Source organism: Paraburkholderia sp. GAS38 (genome assembly GCF_050434965.1).
Classification (GTDB): domain Bacteria; phylum Pseudomonadota; class Gammaproteobacteria; order Burkholderiales; family Burkholderiaceae; genus Paraburkholderia; species Paraburkholderia phenazinium_A.
The window spans coordinates 94928-119279 of record NZ_JBNDJO010000017.1 but is presented as its reverse complement, the minus strand read 5'-3'; the positions used below and the strand labels follow the sequence as shown (position 1 = coordinate 119279).

Below are 24352 nucleotides of genomic sequence, written 5' to 3'. Positions count from 1 at the left end.
TCTTTTTTTCGTGGAACCATCTATATTGTTGCAATGGCCGGCGGCAGGCAGGGCGGCGCGCGGTCCATCCACAGCCCGGCAGCAGCTTGCTTCGGGATCGGTCGTCAGGCACGGCAAAAGGGGGAGACATGTCGACCTCACCGCTTATCGATGGTGGCGCCCCGCGCGATGCGGGTGGGCATGTCGCGCAGACCGACGAGCGTCTGTATAACCACGACCTTGCGCCGGTGCCGCTCAACAAGCGCACCTGGACCGGCTATTGCATTTTCGCCATGTGGATGTCGGACGTGCACAGCGTCGGCGGCTACACGTTTGCGGCGAGCCTGTTTCTGCTCGGCATTTCCGGCTGGCAGGTGCTGATTGCGCTAACCATCGGCATCCTGATTGTTTATCTGCTGATGAACCTGGTCGGCAAGCCCAGCTATGTGCACGGCATTCCGTTTCCGGTGATGGCCCGCGTCAGTATGGGCGTGATGGGGGCGAACCTGGCGGCGGTGATTCGCGGCGTGGTGGGGATTGTCTGGTACGGCGTGCAGACCTACTTTGCCTCTAAAGCGGTGGCCACGCTAGTCATCCTGTTCTTCCCGGCGGCCACGGCACTGCACGATTTCCGCTTCTTGCGGCTCGATGGATTGGGTTGGATCAGCTTCCTGTTCATGTGGGTGTTCCAGTTGTTCATTTTTCAGCGCGGCATGGAGACGATCCGCAAGTTCATCGACTTCTGCGGACCGGCCGTATATGTAGTGATGTTCGCGCTGATGGCGTGGATCCTGTCGCAGGCGGGCCTGGGCAGTCTGAGCCTGACGCTCGGCGGCAAGGTGCTGTCGGGCAGCGAGCAATTCGCCAGCATGGGCAATGCCACGCTGCTGGTGGTGAGTTACTTCGCCGCGCTGCTGCTCAACTTCGGCGATTTCTCGCGCTTTGCCAAAAGCGAGCGTCAGATGAAGGTGGGCAATTTCCTCGGCCTACCGGTCAACTTCATCGTCTTCGCCATCATCACGGTGGTGGTGACGTCGGGAAGCGCCACCGTGTTCGGCTCGATGATCATGGACCCGGTAGCGATCGTCGCGCACATCCAGAACAAGGCGGCCGTGGTGATCGGCAGCCTGACGTTCATCGTGGCGACAATGGGCATCAATATCGTCGCCAATTTCGTCTCGCCTGCTTACGATATCGCGAACCTGTTCCCCAAGCACATCGACTTCAAGAAAGGCGGCCTCGTGGCTTCCATTCTCGCGGTGCTCGTGTGCCCGTGGATTTTCGTCGACAGCCCGAAGGCGATCACGATCTTTGTCAGCGTGTTCGGTTCGGTCCTCGCGCCGCTCTATGGCGTGATGATGGCGGACTTTTACCTCATCAAGAAGCAGCAGGTCGAAACGGCCGAGCTGTACAGCATGTCGCCGCAAGGGCGCTTCTACTACGACGGCGGCTGGAACAAGGTGGGCATCGCGGCGCTCGTCATTGCCGGGATCATCTCGGTGGGCTGGGAACTCTGCACGCAACTGCTGCATGTCTTGCCGGACAACAACTTCGGCTGGCTCATCGGCGCCATGGTGGGCGCGGTGCTTTACGTGACGATGATGCGGGCGGCGCACCGCACCTGACGCGAGCGGCCCGCAAGGACCGTGGCACCGATGGCTACTTGTGCTGGGTGCGCAGGTCGACCGCCATGGAGGCGCTGGCCGGTTTCGCCGCGTCGTCGAGATGCACCGCGACGTTGCGATACACGTCGCGGCAAAACTGCATGCCGTTGGTTACATCGTGAGTCTTGTCGACCGGGGGCGCGATTTTTTCAGGGTTGGCGAGCGCGGCGTCCACCGCCATCTCGTCGCTGGAATCTGCCTTCATGATGCCGATGCCCTGAATCGTCACGGCAACGCACGGGTCCGGCACGTCCTTGCCGTGCGTCGCGGCGACGTTGAAGTTGATATTCAGGCGCCAGAACCCTTCGTGAATGTTCTGATGAATGATCACGGCCTTGACCAGGTCCTGATGCGATAACAAGTACTCGCTGTTTGCCATGATGTGCTCCTCGAACAGGGTCCTCTTTCGAGTGCAATGTCGCGCGAGGCGTTGCCTCAGCCTGACGGGATACTGCATGCCGGATCACATTGTACGAGGCTGAAAATCACAATCAAGACGCGTGCTGCAATCAGGCGACACGTTGCGACCTGGACCTGTTTAACGCCCCGACTGGGATGCGCTGCGCGGCGCGACGAGCGGCAACACGACCCATACCTCGAGTCCACCGCCGTCGCGTGCGTGAAACTGCAGAGACCCACCGTGCAGTCGCGCGATACGTTCGACGATCGCGAGCCCGAGTCCTGTGCCTCCCGCTTGCGCACGTGCGTTGCGGCCGCGCTGAAACGGCGCCTTCAAGGCTTCGAGTTCGTGCGCCGCGAGCCCCTCACCGCGATCGCCGACCGCGACATAGGCGGTGCCGCTGTGCACCCATGTGCGCACAGCGAGACCCACGCGGCCGTATACCACGGCGTTCTGCATCAGGTTCATCAATAGCCGCATCATGGTGATTGGACGAAACGCGAACACCGGCACGGCACCCAGCGAGAGTTCGAATTCGTGGCCCAGCCCCGCAAAATCCGCGGCGAGCCGGCTGATGAGCGCATTGAGATCGCCGGCTTGCGCCGTCTCGCGCTCGCCGCTGCCGGCGTAGTCCATGAACTGCTGGAGGATGGTTTCGATCTGGTCGAGATACGCTTCGGCCGCCACCACGAAGCTATCGTCGCCGTTGTCGGTGATTGCCATGGCCATCGCTAGCCGCAGCTTGGTCAGCGGCGTGCGGATGTCGTGCGAGATGCCGGCCAGCATCACCGCGCGCGTCGCTTCGGCTTGCTGCAGCGCTTGCGTCATCTGGTTGAAGGCGCTGCTTACCTCGGCGATTTCCGTGGGGCCATCGGTCGGCAGCGGTGGTGGTGTTTCGCCTGAACTTACGCGGCGTGCCGCATGCGCCAGATTTTGCAGCGGCCGGTTCAGATGCCGCTGGATCAGATAGCCGGTGAGCGCGGCTGCTGCGGCAAGGCCGAGCGAGAGCAGAATCGCCGCGTCGAGACCTGCGCCGCGAGCGTCCTCGGGAATCGGCAGGGCGATCCAGTAGGGCATGTCATGCGCGTGAATGCGGATCCACAGACGCTGGCCGCCCAGGGTTTGCCAGCGTACCGGCATGTCGGCGGGCAGGTGTTGGCGCAGGGCGTCCAGAAACACCTCGCGCTGATAGGTGACGTAGAAATGCCGCAGGCTCGGCGTCGGCTCGAGCTCGTCTGTGGCCGGCGGCTGTGCGCCGTGGTTGAGGCGGGCCACCAGTGCATCGCGCGCATTGTCGGGTGCGGCCTCGAACAGCGAGTCGAGCGTGGTGACGTAGTTGGCGAACACGGCGGCGGTGCGTTCGACGCGCGGTCTTTGCACATAGTGCAGCAACACCGTGAGCGAACAGACCTGCGACAGCATGACAAGCACGATCAACAATACGATGTTGCGTGCGAGCAGCGTGCGCGGCAAGCCGAGGCGCTTCAAGGCCACCGTCATGATTCGACGTCGGCGATCAGCATGTAGCCGACGCCCCAGACGGTCTTGATGAAACGCGGTTTGGACGGATCGTCCTCGACAATCTGGCGCAAGCGCAGTACCTGCACGTCGATGCTGCGATCGAGCGCATCGTGATCGCGACCACGGGCGCGCGCGATCAGATTGTCGCGGCTCACGGGCCGATTCGGCGATGACGCCAGTGCCACCAGCAGCAACATCTGCGCGGAGTGAATGTCCAGCGGCTCACCCTTGCGCGATAGCGCCTGCTTGCCGATGTCGAGACTGAAGTCGCCGAAGCGCACGGTCTGCGAGATGACGGTTGGATCACCTGAGGCGATTTTCTGGCGCCGCAGCAAGGCGCGGATTCGCGCCACCAGTTCGCGCGGCAGGAAGGGCTTGGCGAGGTAATCGTCGGCGCCCGTTTCGAGACCCACCACCTTGTCGAGCGGGTCGCCCTTGGCGGTCAGCATCAGGATGGGCAGCGTTTGCCCTTCGGCGCGCAGCCGGCTACAAATTTCAAGGCCGTTCTCCTCGCCGATCATCAGATCGAGCACCAGCAGGTCGTACGGCTCGCGCTGCAAATAGCGGTCGAGCCGTTTGCTGTCCTCGACGACGCGCACTTCGAAGCCATGGCCGGTCAGAAAGCGCTGCAGCATATTGCGCAATTCGGCTTCGTCGTCGAGCACGATGATTTTCGCGGGTCGATCCATGCATGGGCTCCTTAGGCGCGCATCCGGCTACCAGAATAGCGGTTTTCGGGGACAGTGCGAACATACGCACCGCTCGCCCGATACGCCCACGATCCCTCTGATGATTGCCTCGCTCAGTGTGCTGCCGCGCGCTGCTGCATGAATGCTTCGATTTGCGGCAAGGTTACGTAGCCGGCCTTCTGCGTATCGATCGCGTCGAAATTGCGGGCGACCATCGGCATACCGGCTGCCGCCTGTTGGCGGGTCAGCTTGCCGTCCTGCGTGGTGTTCGCGCTGGCAAAGCGGCTTTGCAACTGCTGCGCCATTTGCGCCATGCGCTGCGGGTTGCCGCCCATGGGCGGCGTCGCGGTTTGCGCAAAGGCGCCGCCGCAGGCGAGGCACAGCGCCAGAATCGTCAACATCTTCTTCATTACGTTCTCCGTAGAGTTTGCCATCGTGCGTCGTCGGCCTTGTGCTGCGATCCGTTCGATGACAGGTCGAATTCTTGTCGACTCTGGCGGGGAAGGCAATTTGGAAATCATGTCGCCGTATGTCGCGACATGGTTGGGGGGCTGGTGGCGGGGAACGGGAAGTGGAACGCGAAGCGCCGTTGCGTTCGCGGAACGCAACGGCGGCTGCCGTGACACGCGCCGGATGTTGCCGCGCGCGTGCCAACAGGCAGTGGGTTTCTTAGGGCGTCACGTCAATGGAAGATCAGATACAGGATGACGAGGACGATGAGCGGCACGCCGAGTAGCCAGCCAAGGATATAGGGCATGAGAATTCTCCTCCGGTTGATGGTTTGCGTTACCACCGCTATCCAGCATCCGGCGTGCCTACTCCTGGTCAGCGTGGGTTGGGCGCCGCTGCCGTCCCCTCAAGCGACGCGGCACCTCCCGCTGCAAAAGGCAGTTCACCGCTGACGATCGTCTCATATGCCGCGTTCAATCGCGCCACGTCCTGCTCGCGATCGCTCGCCTGCACATTGCGCAGCTCGGGTAGATTCAGCGTGACAGGCAGGCAATGCGGATAGTCCCGCACTCGCAGTTCAGGCGCGATGGTCGTGAAAAAAGCCGTAGTGGGGACGTCGAATCCGGCGGCGATATGCACTGCGGCGGTATCGGAGGTCAGCACGTAGCGAGCGTGCCTGATCCACGCAAGAAAGTGCGCCGTGCCGGTCGAGGTGGCCGCCACGTCGACGTAATGCGGATGATCCACGGCTCCAAAACCGAGCACAGGCAGACCGAAGCGCTCAAACAGTCGGCTCACCAGCGCGCGGCGTACCGGTTGTGGAATGCTGCGGATCGGCGTGCTGGCCGTCGGGCAAAACAGCACATACGGCTGCTCGCGCCAGGGCTCGGGCAAGCGTGGCAACTCGAGCGTCTGGAGCCAGCGGTTAGCCTTGTGCGCGGACGGAACGCTTTCGGGCAGCACGCCAAGCGCAGCGAGAAAAAAGTCGATCATCGGCAACGACATGAAGCCGGGCCAGAAGAGGTGGTTGCCCATGTCGATGCGCGTTTCGCCGGCCGGGATATCGGCGAGCGGCCACGGCAATGGACGCGTTGGCGCGAGCTTGCCTGCCGCCAGCGCGTAGAGCTGTTCGACGTAAGGCGGCGAGAGTTCCGGCCGGTAGATCACGAAGCGCACTTGCGGATGAGCGTGCTGGATCGCAGCCAGTGCGGTCAGGCCGATGATCGAATCGCCGAGCGTCACGCCCATGCCGTTGATCACGTGGGCGACGGCAATCGTCGAGTAGTCGAGTACGAATGGATGAGCCGCTGCGTTGAGGATGCCGGGCTGGCTCGCGAGCGCGTCGTGCTCACCGATCTCTGCATCGCGCTGCTCCAGGTCGTACGGCGCGATGATGCGTCCGTCGGGGGCGAGCAGGGATCCGGCATGGGTGAGCGCTTCGTCTGCACGTAGGCTTTGCAATTCGAGGGTTCCGTTGGTTGTGTCGAGGGGTAAGCCTTGAATCATAAGCCACCCGAATGAAGACCATTGGGAATAAGCATTTTACGAATGTATTTCGGCGAAGGATAAAGGGCAGACCAGACTAATTACGCGGCGTTCCGCGGGTTGAGCCGGTGGGACCGATGCCGGTTCGACCCAGCTCACGGCGCCCGCGCTCCACGACACAGGGCTGCCATGTCTCTTCCCGAGCAAACGCATCAACCCGTACGCGCCGCAACCGCGGCTTTTATCGGCACCACCGTCGAGTTCTACGACTTTTACACCTACGCCACGGCGGCAGCGCTGGTCCTTGGCGACGTCTTCTTTCCCAGCAGCAACCACTTTCTGAGCACGATGGCGTCGTTTGCGACCTTTGCGGTCGGCTTTCTGGCGCGCCCGTTGAGCGGCATGGTGTTCGGGCATTGGGGTGACCGCCTGGGCCGCAAGAAGATGCTGCTGCTGACGATGTTCCTGATGGGCATTGCCACAACCGGCATTGGACTGCTGCCGAGCTACGAACGTATCGGCATATGGGCACCGGCGTTGCTGATCGGGCTGCGGATTCTCCAGGGGATCGCGGTGGGCGGCGAATGGGGTGGCGCGGTGTTGATGGCAAGCGAGCATGCGCCGCAGGGGCGGAAAACCTTCTTCGCGTCGTTTCCGCAGATGGGCAGCCCGGCCGGCCTGATCCTGTCGCTGTTGTCGTTTCGCTTCGTGACCTCGCTCGATCACGCGAGTTTTGTGTCGTGGGGATGGCGTCTGCCGTTTCTCGCCAGCTTCGTGCTGCTGGTGATCGGTCTCGTGATCCGGATGGGGGTGAACGAATCACCGGAGTTCGAGCGCTTGAAGCGGACGCAGCAAGTGGCGAAGTCGCCTGTCGCAGAGGTGCTGCGTACGGCCTGGTATCCGATTCTGCTGGCCGCCGCCGCGACCACGATCGGCTCCGCGGGATTCTTCTTTACCAACACGTTCATGATCTCGTATGTCACGACGTATCTGGGCATGCCCAAGTCGCTGATTCTCGATTGCCTGTTCGCGGTCACCATCATTCAGCTTTGCTCGCAACCCATCGCGGCGTTGATTGCCGAGCGTGTCGGTGAAACGCGGTTTCTCACGGGCGCGGCCTTGCTCTCGATGATCACGCCGTATCCGATGTTCCTGCTCGTCAATACGCAACAACCGCTTGCGCTGATTGCGGGGATTTCGCTGGCGGTGGTCACGTTGTCCGCGATCTACGCGGTGATTGCCGGGTTCATGACGCCGGCGTTTCCGACGCGGGTGCGTTACTCGGGAATCTCGATTGCCTACCAGTTGTGCTGCACGATCGCCGGCGGCACGACGCCTTTGATCGGGACGATGCTGGCCCAGCATTACAAGGGCGAATGGATGCCGCTTGCGTGCTTCTTTACGGTGCTGTCGGCGATTTCGTTGTTTGGGATTGTTGGGCTCGGGCGTTATCGGAAGGGGTTGGGTTCGGAAGAGGTGGTGGGGGTGTTGGCGAATTGATTTCGCGCTGCATGGCCAGAGGTTGAGGCGCGATTGCTCGCGCCCGTTTGTCTATGGATGCTTTGTCCGCTATCGGGCCGCCCCGATCTCTCGCAAGCAATCGTCGTATTCCGCCGAATCCAGCAGCACGAACGAGAACCAGGTTTCTTGCCCTTTCGACGCGATTGCACGCTGCAAGAAATTTAACGCGGAGCGATTGCATTGCTGCTCGAAGACCCGCCAAGGTGTGGTGGTCCGTGGCGAATAGTCGGCGATGGCGTCCGAGTAAGGCATCGTTCCCCTTGCATCGATGCGGAAAGCTTCGACTCCGATAACGGCGATTTCCATGCGTTCACACGTCGCGACAAGATCCAGTGAGTCGCTGGGGTTCAGAAATATCTCTCCGCCCGATTGGACCTTCGCGCGCTCCAGATATGGGGCATAGAGTTCGGTTTCTGTCGTCATGTCCAGTTTCTCAGAACGGATTTAACCAGCCGGGATTGTTTCGATTGGAGACCTGCACAATCGTACCATCGAGGTCATTTCGGATGACATAACTTCCGTCACTGTTTACGTAAGCTGTGCGTTACGGGTCGTGTCCGGGTGGCTAACAGCCGTCGCGCGGCCGGTCGCGTCGTATGTCCATTCCAGCACGCGCGAGCATCGCATGCAGCAGCACATCCGCGCCACGCGCGACGTCCTCCGGCAGCGCGTCTTCCGCTTCGTTATGACTGAGCCCGTTCACGCAGGGAATAAACACCATCGCAGTAGGGCAGTATTTGGCCAGATGAATCGCATCATGTCCCGCGCCGCTGATGATGCGCTGATGCGGATAGTCGAGCGCCTCGACCGCATCGGCAACCGCCTTCACGCAGGCCGGGTCGAACGGTGTGGCCGGGCTGATCCAGTGGTGCGCGACATCAACCGTCACGCCACGCCGTTCGGCAATCGCATCGAAACGCTCGCGCAGCGCGGCTTCCATTGCTTCGATGCGCGCGTCGTCCGGATGACGCAGATCGATCGTGAACGACAGGTCCGCTGCAATCGTGTTGCGCGACGCGTTGCGAATCCCGATCTCGCCGACGGTGACGAGTCCCTCGGGCGCAAAATCCGCGGCCATCGCTTCCAGCGCCGCTGCCATTTCTGCCGTTGCAAACAAAGCATCGCGACGAAACGGCATCGGCGTGGTGCCGGCATGCGCAGCTTGCCCACGCACGCGTGCGTCGAGCCAGCGAATCGCCTGGCCACCTGTCACGACGCCAATCGGCACGCCGTTGTTTTCCAGTACCGGGCCCTGTTCGATGTGGGCTTCGAAATAGGCATCGAAAACGGTCCCGGGCACCGCACGCTCGCCGCTATAGCCGGTGGCGCTCAACGCATCGGCAACGGAGACGCCGTCGGCATCCCGCGCGTTCAACGCCTGCTGTAGCGGCATCACGCCGGCAAACGCCGCCGAGCCGAGCATCGCAGGCGTGAAGCGCGCGCCCTCTTCATTGGTCCACACCACGATCTCGATGGGCTTGTCCGTTTCGATCCCCGCGTCGTTCAGCGTACGCACGACTTCGAGCGCGGCCAGCACGCCATACACGCCGTCAAAGCGCCCGCCTTCAGGTTGTGTGTCGAGGTGACTGCCGCTCGCCACAGGACTCGCGTGATTCACTCTGCCCGCGCGCCGGGCAAACAGATTGCCCACCCGATCCACGCTCAGCGTCAGTCCTGCCTCCGTGCACCATTGCGCAAACAACGCGCGGCCCGCGGCGTCCTGTTCGGTGAGTGCGAGACGCCGCACGCCACCGCCCGCAGTCGCGCCGATCGTCGCCATTTCCATCAGACTCGACCAGAGCCGCTTCGCATTGATTTTCAGCATCGCTTCCATTTCCTCGTGACGCTGCCAGGATCCGGCAGCTTGGGTTCGCCATGCTGTCTTTATCGAAAATCCAAAATCATTTGTCCAATTTCTAATTATTATTTTCAGTATAATTTTCGCGAATGATCACGCCCGCGGAGCGCGCAATGAACAAGGACAGGCCGGATACCTATCTGAACGACCGTCTCGACTGGAACCTGCTGCGGACCTTCCTCGTGATCGCCCGGGAACAAAGCGTCAGCCGCGCAGCGACCCGTCTGCATCTTTCGCAGCCTGCCGTGAGCCAGGCGCTGCGCCGGCTCGAGGAGCAGCTTGGCCGCCGCCTCGTCGACCGGCATGGTCCGCGTATCGAGGTCACGCGTGCGGGCGTGGACGTCCGGCAAATTGCTGAGGATGTCTACGGAACCATCTCGCGCCTCTCGCTTGCGAATGAAGACAGCAGCGACCGCGATATCTCCGGCATGGTGCGCGTGAGCGTGGTGAGCGGCATCGACTTTCCCGCTTACGATGCTTTCCTTGCCGGCTTTCATCGCGACTATCCGCGTATCGAACTCGAGAGCCAGGAGATGCGCAGCGCCGATGTCGTCAACAGTCTGCAGCAGAAGACGGCCACACTGGGATTGACGCCTAAGCGCGCGCTGCCGAAGCGGGTCGAACATCGCGTGTTTCTACGCCAGCGTTATGGATTGTTTTGCGGCCGCCATCATCCGTTGTTCGGTCAGACAGGCTTGACGATCAGTGACCTCGTCGGCGAAAACTTCGTTTCGTTCACCGGCGACAAGGTCGGCGATCACATGTCGCCCCTGACGTTCTTTCGCGACGAAATGGGCTTCACCGGGCGCGTGGTGGGTTCCTCCTCGAGCATGCCGGAGGTGCGGCGCTTCATCTTCGCGGGCTTCGGCATCGGCTGTCTGCCCGAGCACATTGTGCGCGACGACGTGGCCGAGGGCCGCCTGCAAAAGCTGCCTCCCGAGAACGGCGTGGCCGATGTGGACGTGCACCTGCTTTGGTCCAGCGACCGCAGATTCAGCGCGGCGGAAAGCGCCTTCCTCAGTGCGCTGCATACGTTCATCGATCAGCACGAAGCGCAGACCGAAGGCGCCGAAGATGCCGAAGACGAGTCCGGCGCGGAACCCACCGGCGCTGCGGCATCAGACGATCAATAGCCGCGTGCCATATCCACCAGATTGTCGAGTGGCTCGCCGCGCACGAGGCGTCGCACGTTCTGCGCGACCTGCAAGCCGATCGTCTCCGGACTGGCCACCGACGCCATATGCGGCGTAACAATCAGATTCGGCGCGCTCCAGAACGGATCGCCCGGCGGCAGTGGCTCATTGGGAAACACATCGACGATGGCGCCGCCAAGCCGGCCATCTGCCAGCGCAGCGTGCAGATCCTGCGGCACCAGATGTTCCCCGCGGCCCACATGAATCAGCTTGGCACCCGGACGCAACTGGCCCAGCGTACGCGCATGCAGGATGCCGCGCGTCGCCTTGGTGAGCGGCAGCAGGCAAACCAGAATATCCGTGCCTTGCAGGAACGGCGCGAGGGCGTGCTCGCCTGCGAACGTGTCGATGCCCGGCAGATTCTTGGGGCTGCGCGCCCAGCCGCGCACGGCAAAACCGAGCCGGTGCAGATCGCTCGCAACAGGGCTGCCAATCTCGCCCAATCCCATGATGCCGACCGTGCATCGCGACGGATCGGATTGTTGAGGCCGCAACCAGATCTCCTTGCTCTGGTTCGCCAGGACGCGGTCGAACTGGCGGTGAAAGTGCAGCACGCCCCACGTGACGAACTCGCTCATGCGGCGCGCGTGGTGCGGGTCCACGACCCGGCAGACGGGCACGCGCGGCAGGCTCGGATCCGACAGGATGTTATCGACCCCCGCGGCGATGCTATGCACGAGCTTCAGGTGCGGCAGCGTGGCAATCGCACCGGCGGGCGGATTCCAGCAGACGGCGACCTCGGCGTCGTGCGCATGGGCGGTGCTGTACAGGCTCACCTTCAGTTCCGGCGCGGCGCGCTGGATCGGAGGGATGAGGTGTGACATGTCGTAGTCACGGCTAATCAGAACGAGTTGAGTCATGAACGGGCAGGGCTTTACGCGCCGGGTCCCGACGCGGGTGGATTCGTGGATGACGAGGCAGTTAGCGGCGGTAGTCGGAGCCCGTATTGTCGATCAGGCGCAGCGCCGCTTGCCACGCCAGTTCGGCGATGTCCTCGGAGTCGTCGCGATTGAACTGGCTGGCCGTCAGTTCGCATACGGCTGCCGACGGAATCCGCAGCGTGGCGCCGCCTGCGAGCGCCGCGATCTGTGCCTGGCAGGCACGCTCGAGAAAGTAGATCTCATGAAACGCCGCGGCAGCGCTCGCGCCGCCGGCGAGCAGGCCATGGTTGCGCAGGATCATCGCCTTATGCGGACCCAGGTCGCGCACGAGGCGCTCGCGTTCGCCGAGATCCAGCGCAATGCCTTCGTAGTCGTGATAGCCGAGCTTGCCGTAGAACTTCAGCGCGTGCTGGCTGATCGGCAGCAGGCCATGCTCCTGCGCCGCGACGCCGATGCCGGCGGCCGTATGCGTATGCACCACGAAGTGCAGGTCGTCGCGCGCCATATGGACGGCCGAATGGACCGTGAAGCCGGCGGCGTTGACGCGAAAGCGCGCGGGCTCGGCTGCGGCGCGTTCGTCGATGACGCGGCCCAGGTGGTCGATCTTGACCAGATCCGAGGCGCACATTTCATGAAACAGCACGCCGTAGCGGTTGATCAGAAACGTCGGCGTGGCGCCCGGCAAGCGCGCGGTGATGTGCGTGTCGATCATGTCCGTCATGCGGAAATGCGCGACGAGGCGGTACAGCGCCGCCAGGTCCGTGCGGATTTTCCATTCGACGTCCGCGTCGGCATCGGACGAGGCAGGTGCATCCTCAGCGTGAAGCGAAGTGGGCTGGGTTTCCATCTGGGAGGTCTCTCAGGTTTGCAGTGACAAGTTCGACAGTTATCGCTGGCGCGGCGGCATTAGTCAATTTTCTAATTTTTATGCTGATCATTGGGCGCGCGAATGATGGCCCGCAGTTCCTTACGAATCACTTTGCCCGTCGCCGTCATAGGCAGGCTGTCCACGAAGCGTATCTCGCGCGGATACTCGTGGGCGGCGAGGCGCGTCTTCACATGCTGTTGAATCTCGCGCACCAGATCGTCTCCAGGCACGAAGCCGGCATTCAGCACCACAAACGCCAGCACGATCTCCGTACGCTCGGCATCCGGCGCACCGACCACCGCAGCCATGCAGACTGCCGGGTGCTGGAGCAGGCAATCCTCGATCGAAGCCGGTCCGATCCGGTAGCCGGCGCTGGTGATCACGTCGTCGTTGCGTCCGACGAAACGGATAAAGCCGGCGTCGTCGCGCTGGCCCAGATCGCCGGTGAGCAGATAGCGGCCGCGGAACTTGTCGTGCGTCGCCGCGGCATTGCGCCAGTAGCCGAGGAACATCACTGGATCGGGGCCGGCAATCGCAATGTTGCCGATCGTGCCGTTCGGCACGGGCTGACCGTCGTCGTCGACGATCGCCACTTCATGACCCGGCACCGCTTTGCCGATGGCACCGATGCGCGGCGCGAACAGCGACGCACATGAGGACACCACGACGTTGCACTCGGTCTGCCCATAGAACTCGTTGATGGTCACGCCGAGCGCAGCGCGTCCCCATGCAATCAGTTCCTCGCCGAGCGATTCGCCGCCGCTTGCCACCGCGTGCAGCGAGAGCGTCCAGCGCTCAGGCTGGGGCACGGTGCGCATCATCTTGAGGGCGGTGGGCGGCAGGAACGTATGCGTGACCGCGTGGCGCGCCAGCAGGTCGAACGCGGCCTCGCCGTCGAACTTGTCGAAACGGCGCGCGAGTACGGTGACGCCGTGATGCCACGCGGGCAGCAGGACGTCGAAGAGGCCACCAATCCACGCCCAGTCTGCCGGCGTCCAGATCACCTTGGCCTGTGCGGGAAAGCAGGCCTGCGACAACTCCACGCCCGGCAGATGCCCAAGCAGGACACGTTGCGCGTGCAGCGCGCCTTTCGGTTTGCCGGTGGTGCCGGAGGTGTAGATGATGACGGCCGGATCTTCAGACGAGGTGTCGACCGGTGCGAACGCCTCGGACTCGGCATTGAGCGCGTCCCAGAAGGCATGCACGTCGCTCGCAGCGGCGGCGCTATCCGCGTCGACGCAATACACCGCTTTCAGTTCGGGCAGCGTGTGGCGGATCTCGGCGAGTTTTTGCAGGCCCGCCGCGTCGGTGATGAGTGCTGCGGCGGCGCTGTCCGCGAGCCGGTACTGGATTGCGTCGACGCCGAACAGCGCAAAAAGGGGCACCGCGATGCAGCCGGCCTTGTAGGCGGCCAGATGCGCGAGAGCGGTTTCGGGCGATTGCGGCAGGAAGATCGCCACGCGGTCGCCCTGCACGACGCCGTTGCGGCGTAGCGCGTTGGCGAACTGGTTGGAGCGGGCCTTGAGATCGTCGAAGCTATAGCGCGTGGCGCTGCCGTCGCGTTGCTCGTAGATCAACGCGAGGCGCCCTGAGCCGTCGGCCCATTTGTCGCACACGTCCACGCCGATGTTGTATCGCTCGGGAATCTGCCATGCAAAGTTTGCCGCCAACGTCTCGTACGTCTGTGCTGCTGGAAGCATCGCTTCCTCCTCGTGTCCATGAAAGCCGCTGCACACACCAGTCTGCGCTGCACGCTCGGGTGTGCAACCGGATTTGAGTAGAACCCAGCTATGGAGGTGAGTCAAGTTGAGGTATGTGAGCGCAATGCGCCGCTCACAAACTCAAGGACTGCAATGCATCTTTACCGGATTCGAGAAAATCAGGCGCGCTATTCATGCAACAATTCGAGCGGGTTTTTGAAGGATCGTATGGATACGCTACAAAAAATGCGCGTGCTCGTTCGCGTCGTCGAAGCGGGCAGTTTCACCGGTGCCGCGCAGCACCTCAACACCACCACGGCCTATGCGTCGCGTGCCGTCTCCGATCTCGAGGCGCGTCTGCGCACGCGCCTGCTCAATCGCACGACGCGCCGCATTGCACTCACCGAAGCGGGCGAGCGTTACCTGCATCGTTGCGAGGAAATTCTCGCCTGTGTCGATCAGGCCGAAGCCGAGGCGAGCGATGCGCAGGCGCGTCCGTCCGGCAAGCTGAAGGTCCACGCCATGACGGGTATCGGCCAGCACTGCATCGTGCCCGCTATAGGCCGCTATCAGCAACGCTATCCGGAGGTCAAAGTAGAGTTGACGCTGGCGCAGCGCGAGCCGGATCTGATCGACGAAGGCTATGACGTCGCACTCGTGCTTGCCACGGAACTGCCCGACTCGGGGCTGATCTCGCAGCGCCTCTGCAGCACGTTCAGCATTGCCTGCGCGTCGCCGGCTTACCTCAAACGCAACGGCGTGCCGCAGACGCCCGCTGACCTCGCTACGCACACCTGCCTGCAAACGGCTACGCCAATTTTTCCGGCGCACGAATGGGTGTTTCAGGGGCCGCGCGGCCGGGAGTCGTTCGCACCAACTGCGTCGACGTTCTGCGTCAATATCGCGGAGGCGGTGGCGGTGGCGGTGGCGGTGGGCGAGGGCATGGGGATTGGCTTGCTGCCCTTTTACTCAGCGGCGAGCGGTCTGCGCAGCGGCGCGCTGGTGCGCATTCTTCCGGAGTACACAACGCAGCACACGAACGTCTATGCGTTATATCCGTCGCGCCAGTATCTCGACGCGAAGATTCGCACGTGGGTTGAGTTCCTGCGCGACGAGCTGCCTGCAATGTTCAATCACGAATGCGTGGATGCTGCCGCGTCGAGCAATCTGCTGTACTAACCGATACTTTGCTGCAGTGCATGATTACTGCGCTGCAGCATGCAATATGACATTTTGACAAAGGGAAAACCCGTAATCGGTAAATTCCGGCATCCTTATTGACTCGGGTCATACACCTTCGCCCTAATCGGGAAAGTCCTAACACCGTGTGAGCATGGTTCGCGCTAGTCTTCTCGTCAGAGGAGGCAAACCATGAGACGCGTATTTAATATTGCTGTACTGATGCTCCTTGCGTACCTGACAGTGGGCCGCGCACTGACCCATGCGCAAGCGGGGGAAGAAGGCACCATATCGTGCGAAAAAGGGGCCGAGATGATCCGCCTGGGCGCCATGGACAAGGGCTTCTCCGAAGCGGCGTCCAGTGGGCAAGGACAGAATTTCCTTTCGGGCTGTCTCGTGACAGGCGAGGCGCGCGTCAATGATCAGGTGGTTGCGCGCGATTAATTCGCTGCCATGCGGTACGCATGAAACGTCTGATGATTGATTTTTGCTGCGGGTGCGTTCCATACCGCGTATCGAATTTTGCGTAATCCAGCTCCTTAACGGGGCTGGATCTGTTTTCTCTCCAGCTTTTATCTCCGCTAAAAAAGATCTTCGTGCCTGCAATTGACGAGGATCTCGGCCACGCTCGCCGAGTTTGGCAACTCAATCGTATTGGCGACCAGCAACGCAATGTCCTCCGGCTGGGTCATGGCTTCGGGCGGCAGATCGGCGAGACCCGCCGCCATTTCCGTATTCACGAACCCTGGACAGATAGCGGTGGCGCGAATGCCGTCGTCCCAGCCTGCGCGCCGTACGGCATGATTGAGTGCGATCACCGCATGCTTCGACATCTGATAGCCGGCGTTGAGGTTCTTCACGCGCTTGCCGGACAGCGAGGCAATCTGCACCACGCGGGCATTGCCGGCCCGCCGCAAGTGCGGCAATGCCGCCTGAATCAACCGGAACGGCGCCTTGACGTTGATATCCAGCGTCTCTTCCAGTAGTTCGTCGCTGCCGTCTTCCAGACTGATGGGCTTGCAGATGCCGGCATTGCTGATCAGCACGTCGATACGCCCGAACCGTTCCACCGTGGCGTCGACCCAGCGGCGCCCTGCCTCGGGGTCGCGCGCTTCATAGGGAAACACCAGGCTGTCGAGGTGACCGTAAAGCCCTGCGGGATTGCGCACGCCCAGCGACAGCAGATAGCCGCGCCGGGCCAGTTCTTCGGTTATCTCCCGGCCGATGCCGCGGCTCGCGCCGGAAATCATCGCTACCTTCTGCATACGACTCTCCCTAGAACCCTGCGTCGATGACGATTTTGGTGCCGTCGCTAAAGCGGCTCAGACGAAACGCGTGGGGATCCACGAGCGCTGTATCGTTCGCGACCAGATCGGCCATCAGCTTTCCGGCTGCCGGACCGATGCCGAACCCATGGCCGGAAAAGCCCGTGCCGATAAATAATCCCGGCACGGTATCCACGTCCGAGATCACCGGAATCGCGTCGGGCGTCACATCCATGTAGCCGGCCCAGCGCTGCGCGATGCGCGCATGGCTCAAATGCGGGAACACCTTGATGAACTCGCGCAGCCCCGCGTCGACGTAGGGGACGATCGGCTCGGGATCGAGCGTGCGAACCTGTTCGAAGGCGGTGGGCTGATCGAGCGCCCAATGCCGCGGGCGCCGCAGTTCTTCGAAGAAGCGGGCGCCGATGCCGATACGCAACGAGCCCAATTGGCTCTTTAACGCTTCGATGTACTTGAAGAACAGACGGAAGCTGTCGGGGGTGAGGTCGCTGTAAGTGCGAAATCCATTCGCCACCGTATAACCTCCATCCGCGCGCTTGCGAAACGCAAAATGCTTGTTGCTCGCACTGCAGGTGGGGCCGCCTTCAAGCGGTTCGGTTCGAAGTACTGATGCTTTCACCAGCAGTTGCGGCACGTCGACATCGAGGTTGCCGCAGAACAGTCGCGACCATGCACCGCCGGCCACCACCACGCTCTGGCAGCGGATCGTGCCGTGCTCGGTGACGACCGCGCTGACCCGGCCGCCGCTCGTTTCGATGCCGCGTGCCGCGCAGGGCGTCAGAATCTTCACGCCGCGCTTGCGCAACGCGTTGGCGATGGCGGGCGCCGCCCGTTGCGGTTCGGCGCGGCCATCGCCGGCGGTAAAGAGGCCGCCCTTGAACGATTTCTTCGCGCCAGGCAGCAGGGCGGCGACATGCTTCGGGTCGACTACGCGCGTATCGAACGCATCGCCGGCGAGGTTGCGTGCGTTCTCGAGCCAGGTGCGATGCCCCTCCATGACCTTGTCGTCCTCGGTCATGTAGAGAATGCCGCACTGGTTGAAGCCGGTGTCGATGCCGAGGTCGCGGTCCAGGGTGCGCCACAGCTTCAGGCTTTCGATGCTCAGTTCGAATTCGCGCATGTCGCGATGGGTGACGCGAACCCAGCCCCAGTTGCGGCTCGACTGCTCGCCGGCAATATGCCCCTTCTCGCAGAGCGCCACCCTTAGGCCTTTGTTGCTCAGATAAAGCGCGGTACTGACGCCGATAATCCCGCCGCCGACCACAACGACGTCGACTTCGGCGGGCAGGCTGGTGTCGCTGGCGACAGTCTCGACTTGTGGTCCCATAGTGTTGGCGGCCCGTTAGATGCGGATGAGTAGGTTAGTGATGTTGTTCGGCGATAGCCGTCTCGGCTGCCGGTGCCTGCGCCTTGCGTTGCCCGCGCGTCGCGCCACCTTGCCGCGGGTTCGCGTGACGGTTCGTCCAGCGGTCGATGTGATTGATGGCATGCGTGAGCGGCACCGTGATCAGCAGATAGACCACGCCGGCGGCCACCAGCGGCGACAGGTTGGCCGTATTGACGGACGTATTCTGCCCGATGGTGAAGAGATCGCGCTGCGAGGTCAGCAGGCCGAGAAAGTAGACGAGACTCGAATCCTTGACGATCGAAATGAACTGGTTAGCCAGCGCCGGCAAAATGCGGCGGATGCCTTGCGGCACGATGACGTGGCGCATGCTGCTCCAGTACGTCATGCCGAGCGCCTGACACGCGGAAAGTTGTCCACGTCCTACGCTTTGAATCCCCGAGCGGAAAATCTCCGCGATATAGGCCGACGAAATCAGGCCCAGCGCAACGATGGCGAGCGGGTAAGGGTTAGGTCCGAAGATCGCCAGCCCGACCGGCGCGAGACCCTGGCCCACCAGCAGGATGACGAGCGCGGCGGGCAGGCCGCGAAACACGTCGATAAAGACCTGTGCGGGCAACATGAGCCAGCGCGTGTGCGATACCGCCATCAACGCGAGGACCATGCCGGCCGCGATGCCGAGCACGGTTGAAAACAGCGACAGCACCAGCGTATTGACGAGGCCGGTGCATAGCAACGAGGGCAGCGACCCGATCAGCAACGGCCAGTCGAGAAAGTTCTGCAGGAAGGCATTCATGATTCGCTCCTGTCTGAGCGTCGGCGGCCGGTCGATGAGCGTTCGGCGGCCGCCGGGTTGCGTGTTCGTTGCTGCGTCGGTGGGTCTTGCGCGTTGATTAGATGCCGCTTGTGTACAGACTAGCTGCCGGTCTTCATGACATACGGCGGCAGGTTCGCCGGTTTTGGATAGCCCGGATGGAACTGCAGGTACAGCTTGAGCCAGGTGCCGTCGGCGACGAGTTCGTCGATGGTCTTGTTCAAGGCCGCCTCGAGCTTCGCATTACCCTTGTGCACCGGAAATCCTGCCGGTAGATTGACCGCGGAGATATCGAGCTTATCGGCTATGTTCATCTGCGGATATTTGCCTTGCAAGCCTTCGACGAGCGTCTTGTCGACGAAGTAGCCGTCAATGAACTTGGAGCGCAACGACAGGAAGCCCGCATTCAGATTCGGAAAGCGCACGATCTGCGCGCCAGGCAAGTAGCTGTCCGAATACGTATCCTCGATCGTGCCTTGCACGACACCGATGCGCTTGCCCTTTACCGAAGCGGGGTCGCTCGTGATCGGACTGTCGGGCAAGGTCGCCACGCTCAACAGGCCGGTCAGGTAGCCCTCGGAGAAATCGACCATCTTCAGGCGTTCCTTGGTGATGGAAATCGAACCGGCGGCAAGATCGATCTGCTGGTTCGCCACGCTCGGCAGCAGGCCGCTGAAGTCTTGCGCGCGAAAGTCGGCGGTAAGGCCGAGCTTCGTCGCGATGGCGCGCAGCAGTTCGACGTCGAAGCCGGTCATCTTGCCGTCGTCGATATACGAGTAGGGCTTGTTGTTCGCATCCACGCCGGCGACGAGCTTGCCGGGTGTCAGCGTGCCGACGTCCTCAGCTTGCGCCGCGGTGGCCGCGGCAAAGGACAGGGGGACGACTATCGCGAAGAGGCGCAGAAAATGGCGAAACCGCATGATGTTTGCTCCGTCGAAAGGACTACCGATTGAAGAGGATGGCGAGGAAGTCAATGCAATATCCTGGAGAGAAACTCGCGTGCGCGGGCTGAGCGCGGACGGTCGAAAAACACTTCCTTCGCTTCGTCCTCGACAATCGCACCTTGATCCATGAACACGACGCGATTGGCGACGCGCCGCGCGAAGCCCATTTCGTGCGTGACGCACAGCATCGTCATGCCCTCTTGCGCCAGCCCGGTCATGACGTCGAGCACCTCGTTGACCATTTCCGGATCGAGCGCCGAGGTGGGCTCGTCGAACAGCATGGCCACCGGGTCCATCGAAAGCGCCCGCGCAATCGCCACGCGTTGCTGCTGGCCACCCGATAGTTGCGACGGAAACTTGTCCTCATGGGCGCGCATGCCGACCCGCTGCAAGAGCGCGCGGGCCTTGTCGGCCGCTTCGTCGCGGCTGCGGTGCAGTACGCGCATTTGCGCGAGCATCAGGTTCTGGCGCACGTTAAGGTGTGGGAACAGTTCGAAGTGCTGAAACACCATGCCCACGCGTGCCCTTAGTTTGACGAGATCCGGCTTCTTCCGGTTGAGAGCAGTCGTGGTCACCGGCGTGCCGGCCACCACGATCTCGCCCTGCTGCACCGGTTCCAGCCCGTTGACGGTCTTGATCAAGGTGGACTTGCCGGAGCCCGACGGTCCGCAGATCACGACCACTTCCCCACGGCCGATGTACGCCGAGCAGTCGGTCAGCACCCGGTGTTCGCCGTACCACTTCGAAACGTTGAGCAGAGAGATCATGGGAGAGGCCTCGTTCTTGACGTGCTTCACGACAGGGCGGCGCGTGCGCGGCCGTCCCAGAGATCGTCGAGCTTGTAGAGCGCAGCGCCGACCGGCACGGCCCAATGGCTCGCCATGCCCGCAACGCTGATCGGGAATGTGCCTTCGCCGAACGCGCCCGGCGCGGCATCGAGCCCTAGCAGGTGTTGCGCCACGCGCTGGCCCAGATAGCTCATCAACGCGACACCGTTGCCGTTGCAACCGAGCGCGTAGTGAATGCCGTTGTGTTCGCCGATATGCGCGAGCTTGTCGCCGGTCATCGCAACATAGCCCTTCCATGCATGGGTGATGCGCACGTCGCGCAATGCCGGCCAGAGCTGGATCATCTTCGCGTACAGAATCCGCGCGGCCTCGCGCTCGTCCACTTCGCGGATGGCGGGCCGCGAGCCGAAAATCATGCGGGTACCGTCCGGCGAGGGCCGCGTGTAGAACAGATTGCGCTTGGAATCGCTGATCATCCGCCGGCCAGGATTGAGGGCGGACATCAGTCCGGCAGGCAGTGCTTCGGTGGCGATCTGGTAGCTGGCTACAGGCAAGACGCGTCGCGAGAAGAACGGCAGGAGCGGCCCTGTGTAGCCGTTGGTGGCGACCAGCACGTGCTTCGCTTCGATCGGGCCGCGAGCGGTCTGAACATGGAAATGCGCGCCGTGCCGCTCGATGCGCTCGACGGCGGCGTGCGAATGCAGGCTCGCGCCGCGGCGCCGGGCCAGGCCGCGCAGGGCGCGATGATATTTGGCCGTATGCAGGCCGCCGTATTCGTCGACGAGGATGCCGCCATAGTAGTAGTCCGAACCGATGATCGAGCGTTGCTCGGCACGGGTAATCAGGTGCACCGTGACGCCGGTTTTATCGTGCAGCAATTCGCCTTGCTTGCGCAGATGCTCGAAATGGCCCTGCGTGAAGGCACCGAAGAAGCGGCCGGTAATCTGCAGATCGGCGTCGAGCGCTTCGTCGGCGATCAGGTGCTGCAGATACTCGAAGCTCGCCATCGACTCACGCATCAGGCGGCCTAAGCGATCGGACGAAACGCCGCGAATCGCGTTAGTCAGGGCCAATTTCTGTCCGCTCGATACCATTCCGCCGCTGCGCGTACTGCCGCCCGCGCCGATCTCGGCCGCGTCGAGTACCGCGACGCTCGCGCCCTGGCGGGCAGCTTCCGCGGCCGCGGACAGGCCGCAGTAACCGCTACCGACGATCGCCAGATCGACGCGCTCCGGCACCGGATCGCGCGACGTCTCGGGCGGCGCCGCATCCCACCAGTAGGGCGCAAGCCGGAAATCGTCGTGGAACAGCAGGGCGTCGGGTCGCATGGCTTCTTTAACGTTGCAGGATGAGAGCCAGTCTAGGTTTGCGCCGCCTATCCGGTCAAATACGGCCAAAAACGTCTTCTATTCATTTTTGATATGGCATGCTGACGAGAGGCGAGGCTAAACGGATGGGACTCATCTGATGAATCAGCGACAGATAGAGGCGTTCAGGCTGGTGATGCTGCGCGGCTCGATGACGGCGGCGGCCGAGGAGCTGGGCACGTCGCAGCCGAGCATCAGCCGCTTGATCGCGGAGCTGGAGCAATCGACAGGGCTCGCGTTGTTCACGCGTAACGGCGGCCGCATCCAGGCCACGGACGCGGGCAGCGCGTTTTATCGCGAGGTCGATCGAAGCTTTGTAGGCCTGGAAAAGCTCGTGCATTCCGCGCGTGAGATTCGTCAGTTCGGCACGGGACGCTTGCGATTGGTGGCGGCGCCTGTGCTGGCGCTGTCGTTTGTACCGACCGTGATCGAGCGTTTTCTGGCGGCGTATCCACGCATTGCGGTGTCGCTGGAAATGCGCAGTGAAGGGACGATTCAGCGCTGGGCGTCGTCGGCCTATTGCGATATCGGTTTCTCCACCGCCACGCCCGATGCGTTCGGTGTGACGAGCGCCGAGCTATACCGCTTGCCCGGTGTGTGCGCGTTGCCGGCGGGGCATCCGCTTACGGCCAAAAAACACATTCACGCCCGCGATCTGAAGGATCAGCACCTCATCTTGCCCTCGTATGCGGACGACACGCGTTCGGCCCTCGATCGTGTGCTGCGCCAGGCGGAGGTGAACCAGGTGCCCACAATCGAAACGCCGTATGGGGCGACGATTTGCGCCATGGTGTCGCGCGGACTCGGGATCGGTTTGGTGAATCCGCTCGCCACGCTCGATACGAATCCGGAGCGGATCGTGTTCCGGCCGTTTTCACCGGATGTGCTATTCCGCGGCTTTACGGTGTGTCCGCAACTTCAGCATGTCAATCCGGTCGTGCAGGCGTTTCTCGAACTCGCTACTGAGACTATGGAACGGGAACATGGACACTTCCGCAGCGATGTGGTGGTGCGGGCTTAGTGCGGGATCGATCAAGGGACCGGTCGCACACTGCAGGAATCTTGCCGCGGACCACTCAACGTGGATAGCGTATCGACGATCTCCACGAAGGATGGGCGACTCGCAACCGTCTCGCTTAAGCACGCGGCCTTGAGTTGCGCCAATGTGGCTAACGTGGCGGAAGCCGACGCCGAAGTAGACCCAGCTCCAGCTTCATCGCAGCGCGCGATCAACTCTTCGAGCAGGCAGCCGAACGCCCGTACTTCGATGCGTTGAAGCAACGGCGCTAGCGTCCGATCATCCACCGCGTAGAACGACGCCGCGCCGAAATCGCCCAGCAGTGCGCGCCCCGCGCCGCAATGAAGAATATTGTGGGCATACAGGTCGCCGTGCATGATGCCTTGCTGATGCAAATGACCGGCAGCGGATGCGATGCCGCGTGCGATGCGCAGTGCCGAGGCGAGATCGAAGCGCGTGTCTTCGCTGTAGATGTCACGGGTGCACGAATCGAGGCTGGGCGGCCCGGCCAGGTTGGTGAATTGCGGATCGATCAGCTCCATCACCAGGCCATGGCTGTCGGCAGGGTGATCCTTCACTTTGCCGAGCACCGGAATCAGGTTGGGATGGGTGCCCGCGTTGATGCAGGCGGCCATCTCGCTGTACGGCAAGCCGTCGCTTGTCACGTCGCCTTTGAAGAGTTTCACGGCGACATGGCGATCATCTTCATTAGGAATCCGATGCGCGGCACGATGGATGACACCCGAGGCGCCTTCTCCGAGCCGATGATGCAGCTCCAAAGCATCCCAATGCATATCCGCGATGGGTGTTTCGTTCAGTGCAGCAGCTTCCAGCAACGCAGTAAATGGATTGCCCGCATAAGCAAGCCATGAAAGCCGAGGCAGCGCGAGCAACCATGCAGGGAGCTCCGTTAGCCGATTCGCTGCAAGCCGGATCAGTTCAAGGCGGGAGCACGCAGACAGTTGCGAGGGCAACGACTGCAGGCGGTTGCCCGCCAGCATCAGTTTCTGGAGATATGTGCAATGGCCGATTTCGGGCGGTAGCGCCTCGACTTCGTTATCGGTCAGGATGAGCCAGCGAAGCGCGCGCGGTAGCGATTGCCCCGACACCGTGCGAATCCGGTTCGCCTTGAAGCCCACCATGCTCAACTGCTCGCACTGGCCGAGGACTTCAGGCAACTCGGTGAAGCGGTTGTTGGAGCAGAACAGGATGCGCAGCTTATGCAGACGCGGCAAGTCGTGCGGTAGCGACGAGAGCGCGTTGCCGGAGAGGTCGAGGATTTCCAGCGTGTCCGCCAGATCGAAAATCTCGCGCGGAAATTCGCGGAGTCCGCAGGCTAACGTCAGGCGCTGCGTACCGGCCAGTTGTCCGGCGAATAGTTGGTCGAGGGTCGTGGTCACTG

General features: G+C 62.4%; 23 protein-coding genes and 1 pseudogene. 6 read left to right on the top strand and 18 right to left on the bottom strand.

Translation table 11 applies throughout. From position 1 onward, the window contains the following. Window positions 1-128: 128 nt before the first annotated feature. Entirely contained in the window at window positions 129-1604 is a 1476-nt protein-coding gene (locus P3T42_RS31370; RefSeq protein WP_074296589.1) for an NCS1 family nucleobase:cation symporter-1, read from the top strand. Between the two features lie 34 nt (window positions 1605-1638). Here P3T42_RS31370 and P3T42_RS31365 read toward each other — a convergent pair whose 3' ends face one another. The 5 genes from P3T42_RS31365 to P3T42_RS31345 all read right to left on the bottom strand — a co-directional run bounded on the left by P3T42_RS31365 (window position 1639) and on the right by P3T42_RS31345 (window position 6209). Continuing rightward, window positions 1639-2100, bottom strand: coding sequence for a hypothetical protein (locus tag P3T42_RS31365; RefSeq protein ID WP_429308251.1), 462 nt, complete (start codon window positions 2098-2100; stop codon window positions 1639-1641). A gap of 81 nt (window positions 2101-2181) precedes the next feature. Next, window positions 2182-3543: an ATP-binding protein gene (locus P3T42_RS31360; protein ID WP_429308250.1), complete on the bottom strand. Its 1362-nt coding sequence runs from the start codon at window positions 3541-3543 to the stop codon at window positions 2182-2184. Next, a complete protein-coding gene (locus P3T42_RS31355) occupies window positions 3540-4253 on the bottom strand; it encodes a response regulator (RefSeq protein WP_074296583.1) in 714 nt (237 codons plus the stop codon). The genes P3T42_RS31360 and P3T42_RS31355 overlap by 4 nt, the downstream gene beginning before the upstream one ends. Window positions 4254-4366: 113 nt before the next feature. Next, window positions 4367-4663: an EF-hand domain-containing protein gene (locus P3T42_RS31350; protein WP_429308249.1), complete on the bottom strand. Its 297-nt coding sequence runs from the start codon at window positions 4661-4663 to the stop codon at window positions 4367-4369. A gap of 415 nt (window positions 4664-5078) precedes the next feature. Continuing rightward, window positions 5079-6209 (bottom strand): glycosyltransferase family 9 protein, encoded by a 1131-nt coding sequence (locus P3T42_RS31345; RefSeq protein ID WP_429308248.1) that lies wholly within the window; start codon window positions 6207-6209, stop codon window positions 5079-5081. 168 nt (window positions 6210-6377) lie between these two features. Between P3T42_RS31345 and P3T42_RS31340 the strand changes: the two genes are divergently transcribed. Continuing rightward, window positions 6378-7688: an MFS transporter gene (locus P3T42_RS31340; protein WP_429308247.1), complete on the top strand. Its 1311-nt coding sequence runs from the start codon at window positions 6378-6380 to the stop codon at window positions 7686-7688. A gap of 69 nt (window positions 7689-7757) precedes the next feature. Here P3T42_RS31340 and P3T42_RS31335 read toward each other — a convergent pair whose 3' ends face one another. The 3 genes and pseudogenes from P3T42_RS31335 to P3T42_RS31325 form a co-directional block, all read right to left on the bottom strand. Beyond that, window positions 7758-8132 carry a hypothetical protein gene (locus tag P3T42_RS31335; protein WP_429308246.1) on the bottom strand — a complete coding sequence of 125 codons (375 nt, stop codon included), beginning with the start codon at window positions 8130-8132 and terminating at the stop codon, window positions 7758-7760. A gap of 10 nt (window positions 8133-8142) precedes the next feature. Further along, window positions 8143-8238, bottom strand: a pseudogene (locus tag P3T42_RS31330) (colicin E5-related ribonuclease); the annotation flags it as partial. A gap of 36 nt (window positions 8239-8274) precedes the next feature. Then, window positions 8275-9543, bottom strand: a complete 1269-nt coding sequence (locus tag P3T42_RS31325) for a Zn-dependent hydrolase (RefSeq protein WP_429308245.1) — start codon at window positions 9541-9543, stop codon at window positions 8275-8277. Between the two features lie 137 nt (window positions 9544-9680). Here P3T42_RS31325 and P3T42_RS31320 point away from each other — a divergent pair, with 137 nt between their 5' ends. Then, window positions 9681-10700, top strand: coding sequence for a LysR family transcriptional regulator (locus tag P3T42_RS31320; RefSeq protein WP_083640491.1), 1020 nt, complete (start codon window positions 9681-9683; stop codon window positions 10698-10700). Here P3T42_RS31320 and P3T42_RS31315 read toward each other — a convergent pair. The 3 genes from P3T42_RS31315 to P3T42_RS31305 form a co-directional block, all read right to left on the bottom strand. Continuing rightward, the gene (locus P3T42_RS31315) at window positions 10694-11584 is read right to left on the bottom strand and encodes a 2-hydroxyacid dehydrogenase (RefSeq protein WP_083640490.1); all 891 of its coding nucleotides are present in this window, start codon (window positions 11582-11584) and stop codon (window positions 10694-10696) included. The genes P3T42_RS31320 and P3T42_RS31315 overlap by 7 nt on opposite strands. Before the next feature lie 97 nt (window positions 11585-11681). Then, the gene (locus P3T42_RS31310) at window positions 11682-12488 is read right to left on the bottom strand and encodes a class II aldolase/adducin family protein (protein ID WP_074296573.1); all 807 of its coding nucleotides are present in this window, start codon (window positions 12486-12488) and stop codon (window positions 11682-11684) included. A gap of 71 nt (window positions 12489-12559) precedes the next feature. Next, window positions 12560-14209 (bottom strand): acyl-CoA synthetase, encoded by a 1650-nt coding sequence (locus P3T42_RS31305; protein WP_429308244.1) that lies wholly within the window; start codon window positions 14207-14209, stop codon window positions 12560-12562. Window positions 14210-14437: 228 nt separating this feature from the next. Here P3T42_RS31305 and P3T42_RS31300 point away from each other — a divergent pair, with 228 nt between their 5' ends. Continuing rightward, window positions 14438-15388 (top strand): LysR family transcriptional regulator, encoded by a 951-nt coding sequence (locus P3T42_RS31300; protein ID WP_429308243.1) that lies wholly within the window; start codon window positions 14438-14440, stop codon window positions 15386-15388. A 192-nt stretch (window positions 15389-15580) separates the two neighbouring features. Further along, a complete protein-coding gene (locus P3T42_RS31295; RefSeq protein WP_074296567.1) occupies window positions 15581-15832 on the top strand; it encodes a hypothetical protein in 252 nt (83 codons plus the stop codon). A 137-nt stretch (window positions 15833-15969) separates the two neighbouring features. Here P3T42_RS31295 and P3T42_RS31290 read toward each other — a convergent pair whose 3' ends face one another. The 6 genes from P3T42_RS31290 to P3T42_RS31265 all read right to left on the bottom strand — a co-directional run bounded on the left by P3T42_RS31290 (window position 15970) and on the right by P3T42_RS31265 (window position 21893). Then, a complete protein-coding gene (locus P3T42_RS31290) occupies window positions 15970-16653 on the bottom strand; it encodes an SDR family NAD(P)-dependent oxidoreductase (RefSeq protein WP_074296565.1) in 684 nt (227 codons plus the stop codon). A gap of 10 nt (window positions 16654-16663) precedes the next feature. Beyond that, window positions 16664-18001 (bottom strand): NAD(P)/FAD-dependent oxidoreductase, encoded by a 1338-nt coding sequence (locus P3T42_RS31285; protein WP_074296563.1) that lies wholly within the window; start codon window positions 17999-18001, stop codon window positions 16664-16666. A 34-nt stretch (window positions 18002-18035) separates the two neighbouring features. Then, window positions 18036-18815: an amino acid ABC transporter permease gene (locus tag P3T42_RS31280; RefSeq protein ID WP_074296561.1), complete on the bottom strand. Its 780-nt coding sequence runs from the start codon at window positions 18813-18815 to the stop codon at window positions 18036-18038. 119 nt (window positions 18816-18934) lie between these two features. Next, entirely contained in the window at window positions 18935-19753 is an 819-nt protein-coding gene (locus P3T42_RS31275) for an ABC transporter substrate-binding protein (RefSeq protein ID WP_074296559.1), read from the bottom strand. A gap of 50 nt (window positions 19754-19803) precedes the next feature. Further along, a complete protein-coding gene (locus P3T42_RS31270) occupies window positions 19804-20544 on the bottom strand; it encodes an amino acid ABC transporter ATP-binding protein (protein WP_429308242.1) in 741 nt (246 codons plus the stop codon). Window positions 20545-20570: 26 nt separating this feature from the next. Continuing rightward, window positions 20571-21893 (bottom strand): NAD(P)/FAD-dependent oxidoreductase, encoded by a 1323-nt coding sequence (locus P3T42_RS31265; protein WP_429308241.1) that lies wholly within the window; start codon window positions 21891-21893, stop codon window positions 20571-20573. A 139-nt stretch (window positions 21894-22032) separates the two neighbouring features. On the opposite strand from P3T42_RS31265, the gene P3T42_RS31260 reads away from it, so the two are divergent. Continuing rightward, window positions 22033-22953: a LysR substrate-binding domain-containing protein gene (locus P3T42_RS31260; RefSeq protein WP_074296552.1), complete on the top strand. Its 921-nt coding sequence runs from the start codon at window positions 22033-22035 to the stop codon at window positions 22951-22953. A gap of 11 nt (window positions 22954-22964) precedes the next feature. On the opposite strand, the gene P3T42_RS31255 is transcribed toward P3T42_RS31260, so the two are convergent. Next, on the bottom strand, window positions 22965-24350 hold the full coding sequence (locus P3T42_RS31255; RefSeq protein WP_429308240.1) for a leucine-rich repeat-containing protein kinase family protein: 1386 nt from the start codon (window positions 24348-24350) through the stop codon (window positions 22965-22967). Window positions 24351-24352 lie beyond the last annotated feature (2 nt).

Bases quoted from the DNA above. Each gene is read 5' to 3' on its own strand.
- P3T42_RS31370 (WP_074296589.1), top strand. From the start codon at position 129: ATGTCGACCTCACCGCTTATCGATGGTGGCGCCCCGCGCGATGCGGGT.
- P3T42_RS31365 (WP_429308251.1), bottom strand. From the start codon at position 2,100: ATGCAGTATCCCGTCAGGCTGAGGCAACGCCTCGCGCGACATTGCACT.
- P3T42_RS31360 (WP_429308250.1), bottom strand. From the start codon at position 3,543: ATGACGGTGGCCTTGAAGCGCCTCGGCTTGCCGCGCACGCTGCTCGCA.
- P3T42_RS31355 (WP_074296583.1), bottom strand. From the start codon at position 4,253: ATGGATCGACCCGCGAAAATCATCGTGCTCGACGACGAAGCCGAATTG.
- P3T42_RS31350 (WP_429308249.1), bottom strand. From the start codon at position 4,663: ATGAAGAAGATGTTGACGATTCTGGCGCTGTGCCTCGCCTGCGGCGGC.
- P3T42_RS31345 (WP_429308248.1), bottom strand. From the start codon at position 6,209: ATGATTCAAGGCTTACCCCTCGACACAACCAACGGAACCCTCGAATTG.
- P3T42_RS31340 (WP_429308247.1), top strand. From the start codon at position 6,378: ATGTCTCTTCCCGAGCAAACGCATCAACCCGTACGCGCCGCAACCGCG.
- P3T42_RS31335 (WP_429308246.1), bottom strand. From the start codon at position 8,132: ATGACGACAGAAACCGAACTCTATGCCCCATATCTGGAGCGCGCGAAG.
- P3T42_RS31325 (WP_429308245.1), bottom strand. From the start codon at position 9,543: ATGGAAGCGATGCTGAAAATCAATGCGAAGCGGCTCTGGTCGAGTCTG.
- P3T42_RS31320 (WP_083640491.1), top strand. From the start codon at position 9,681: ATGAACAAGGACAGGCCGGATACCTATCTGAACGACCGTCTCGACTGG.
- P3T42_RS31315 (WP_083640490.1), bottom strand. From the start codon at position 11,584: ATGTCACACCTCATCCCTCCGATCCAGCGCGCCGCGCCGGAACTGAAG.
- P3T42_RS31310 (WP_074296573.1), bottom strand. From the start codon at position 12,488: ATGGAAACCCAGCCCACTTCGCTTCACGCTGAGGATGCACCTGCCTCG.
- P3T42_RS31305 (WP_429308244.1), bottom strand. From the start codon at position 14,209: ATGCTTCCAGCAGCACAGACGTACGAGACGTTGGCGGCAAACTTTGCA.
- P3T42_RS31300 (WP_429308243.1), top strand. From the start codon at position 14,438: ATGGATACGCTACAAAAAATGCGCGTGCTCGTTCGCGTCGTCGAAGCG.
- P3T42_RS31295 (WP_074296567.1), top strand. From the start codon at position 15,581: ATGAGACGCGTATTTAATATTGCTGTACTGATGCTCCTTGCGTACCTG.
- P3T42_RS31290 (WP_074296565.1), bottom strand. From the start codon at position 16,653: ATGCAGAAGGTAGCGATGATTTCCGGCGCGAGCCGCGGCATCGGCCGG.
- P3T42_RS31285 (WP_074296563.1), bottom strand. From the start codon at position 18,001: ATGGGACCACAAGTCGAGACTGTCGCCAGCGACACCAGCCTGCCCGCC.
- P3T42_RS31280 (WP_074296561.1), bottom strand. From the start codon at position 18,815: ATGAATGCCTTCCTGCAGAACTTTCTCGACTGGCCGTTGCTGATCGGG.
- P3T42_RS31275 (WP_074296559.1), bottom strand. From the start codon at position 19,753: ATGCGGTTTCGCCATTTTCTGCGCCTCTTCGCGATAGTCGTCCCCCTG.
- P3T42_RS31270 (WP_429308242.1), bottom strand. From the start codon at position 20,544: ATGATCTCTCTGCTCAACGTTTCGAAGTGGTACGGCGAACACCGGGTG.
- P3T42_RS31265 (WP_429308241.1), bottom strand. From the start codon at position 21,893: ATGCGACCCGACGCCCTGCTGTTCCACGACGATTTCCGGCTTGCGCCC.
- P3T42_RS31260 (WP_074296552.1), top strand. From the start codon at position 22,033: ATGAATCAGCGACAGATAGAGGCGTTCAGGCTGGTGATGCTGCGCGGC.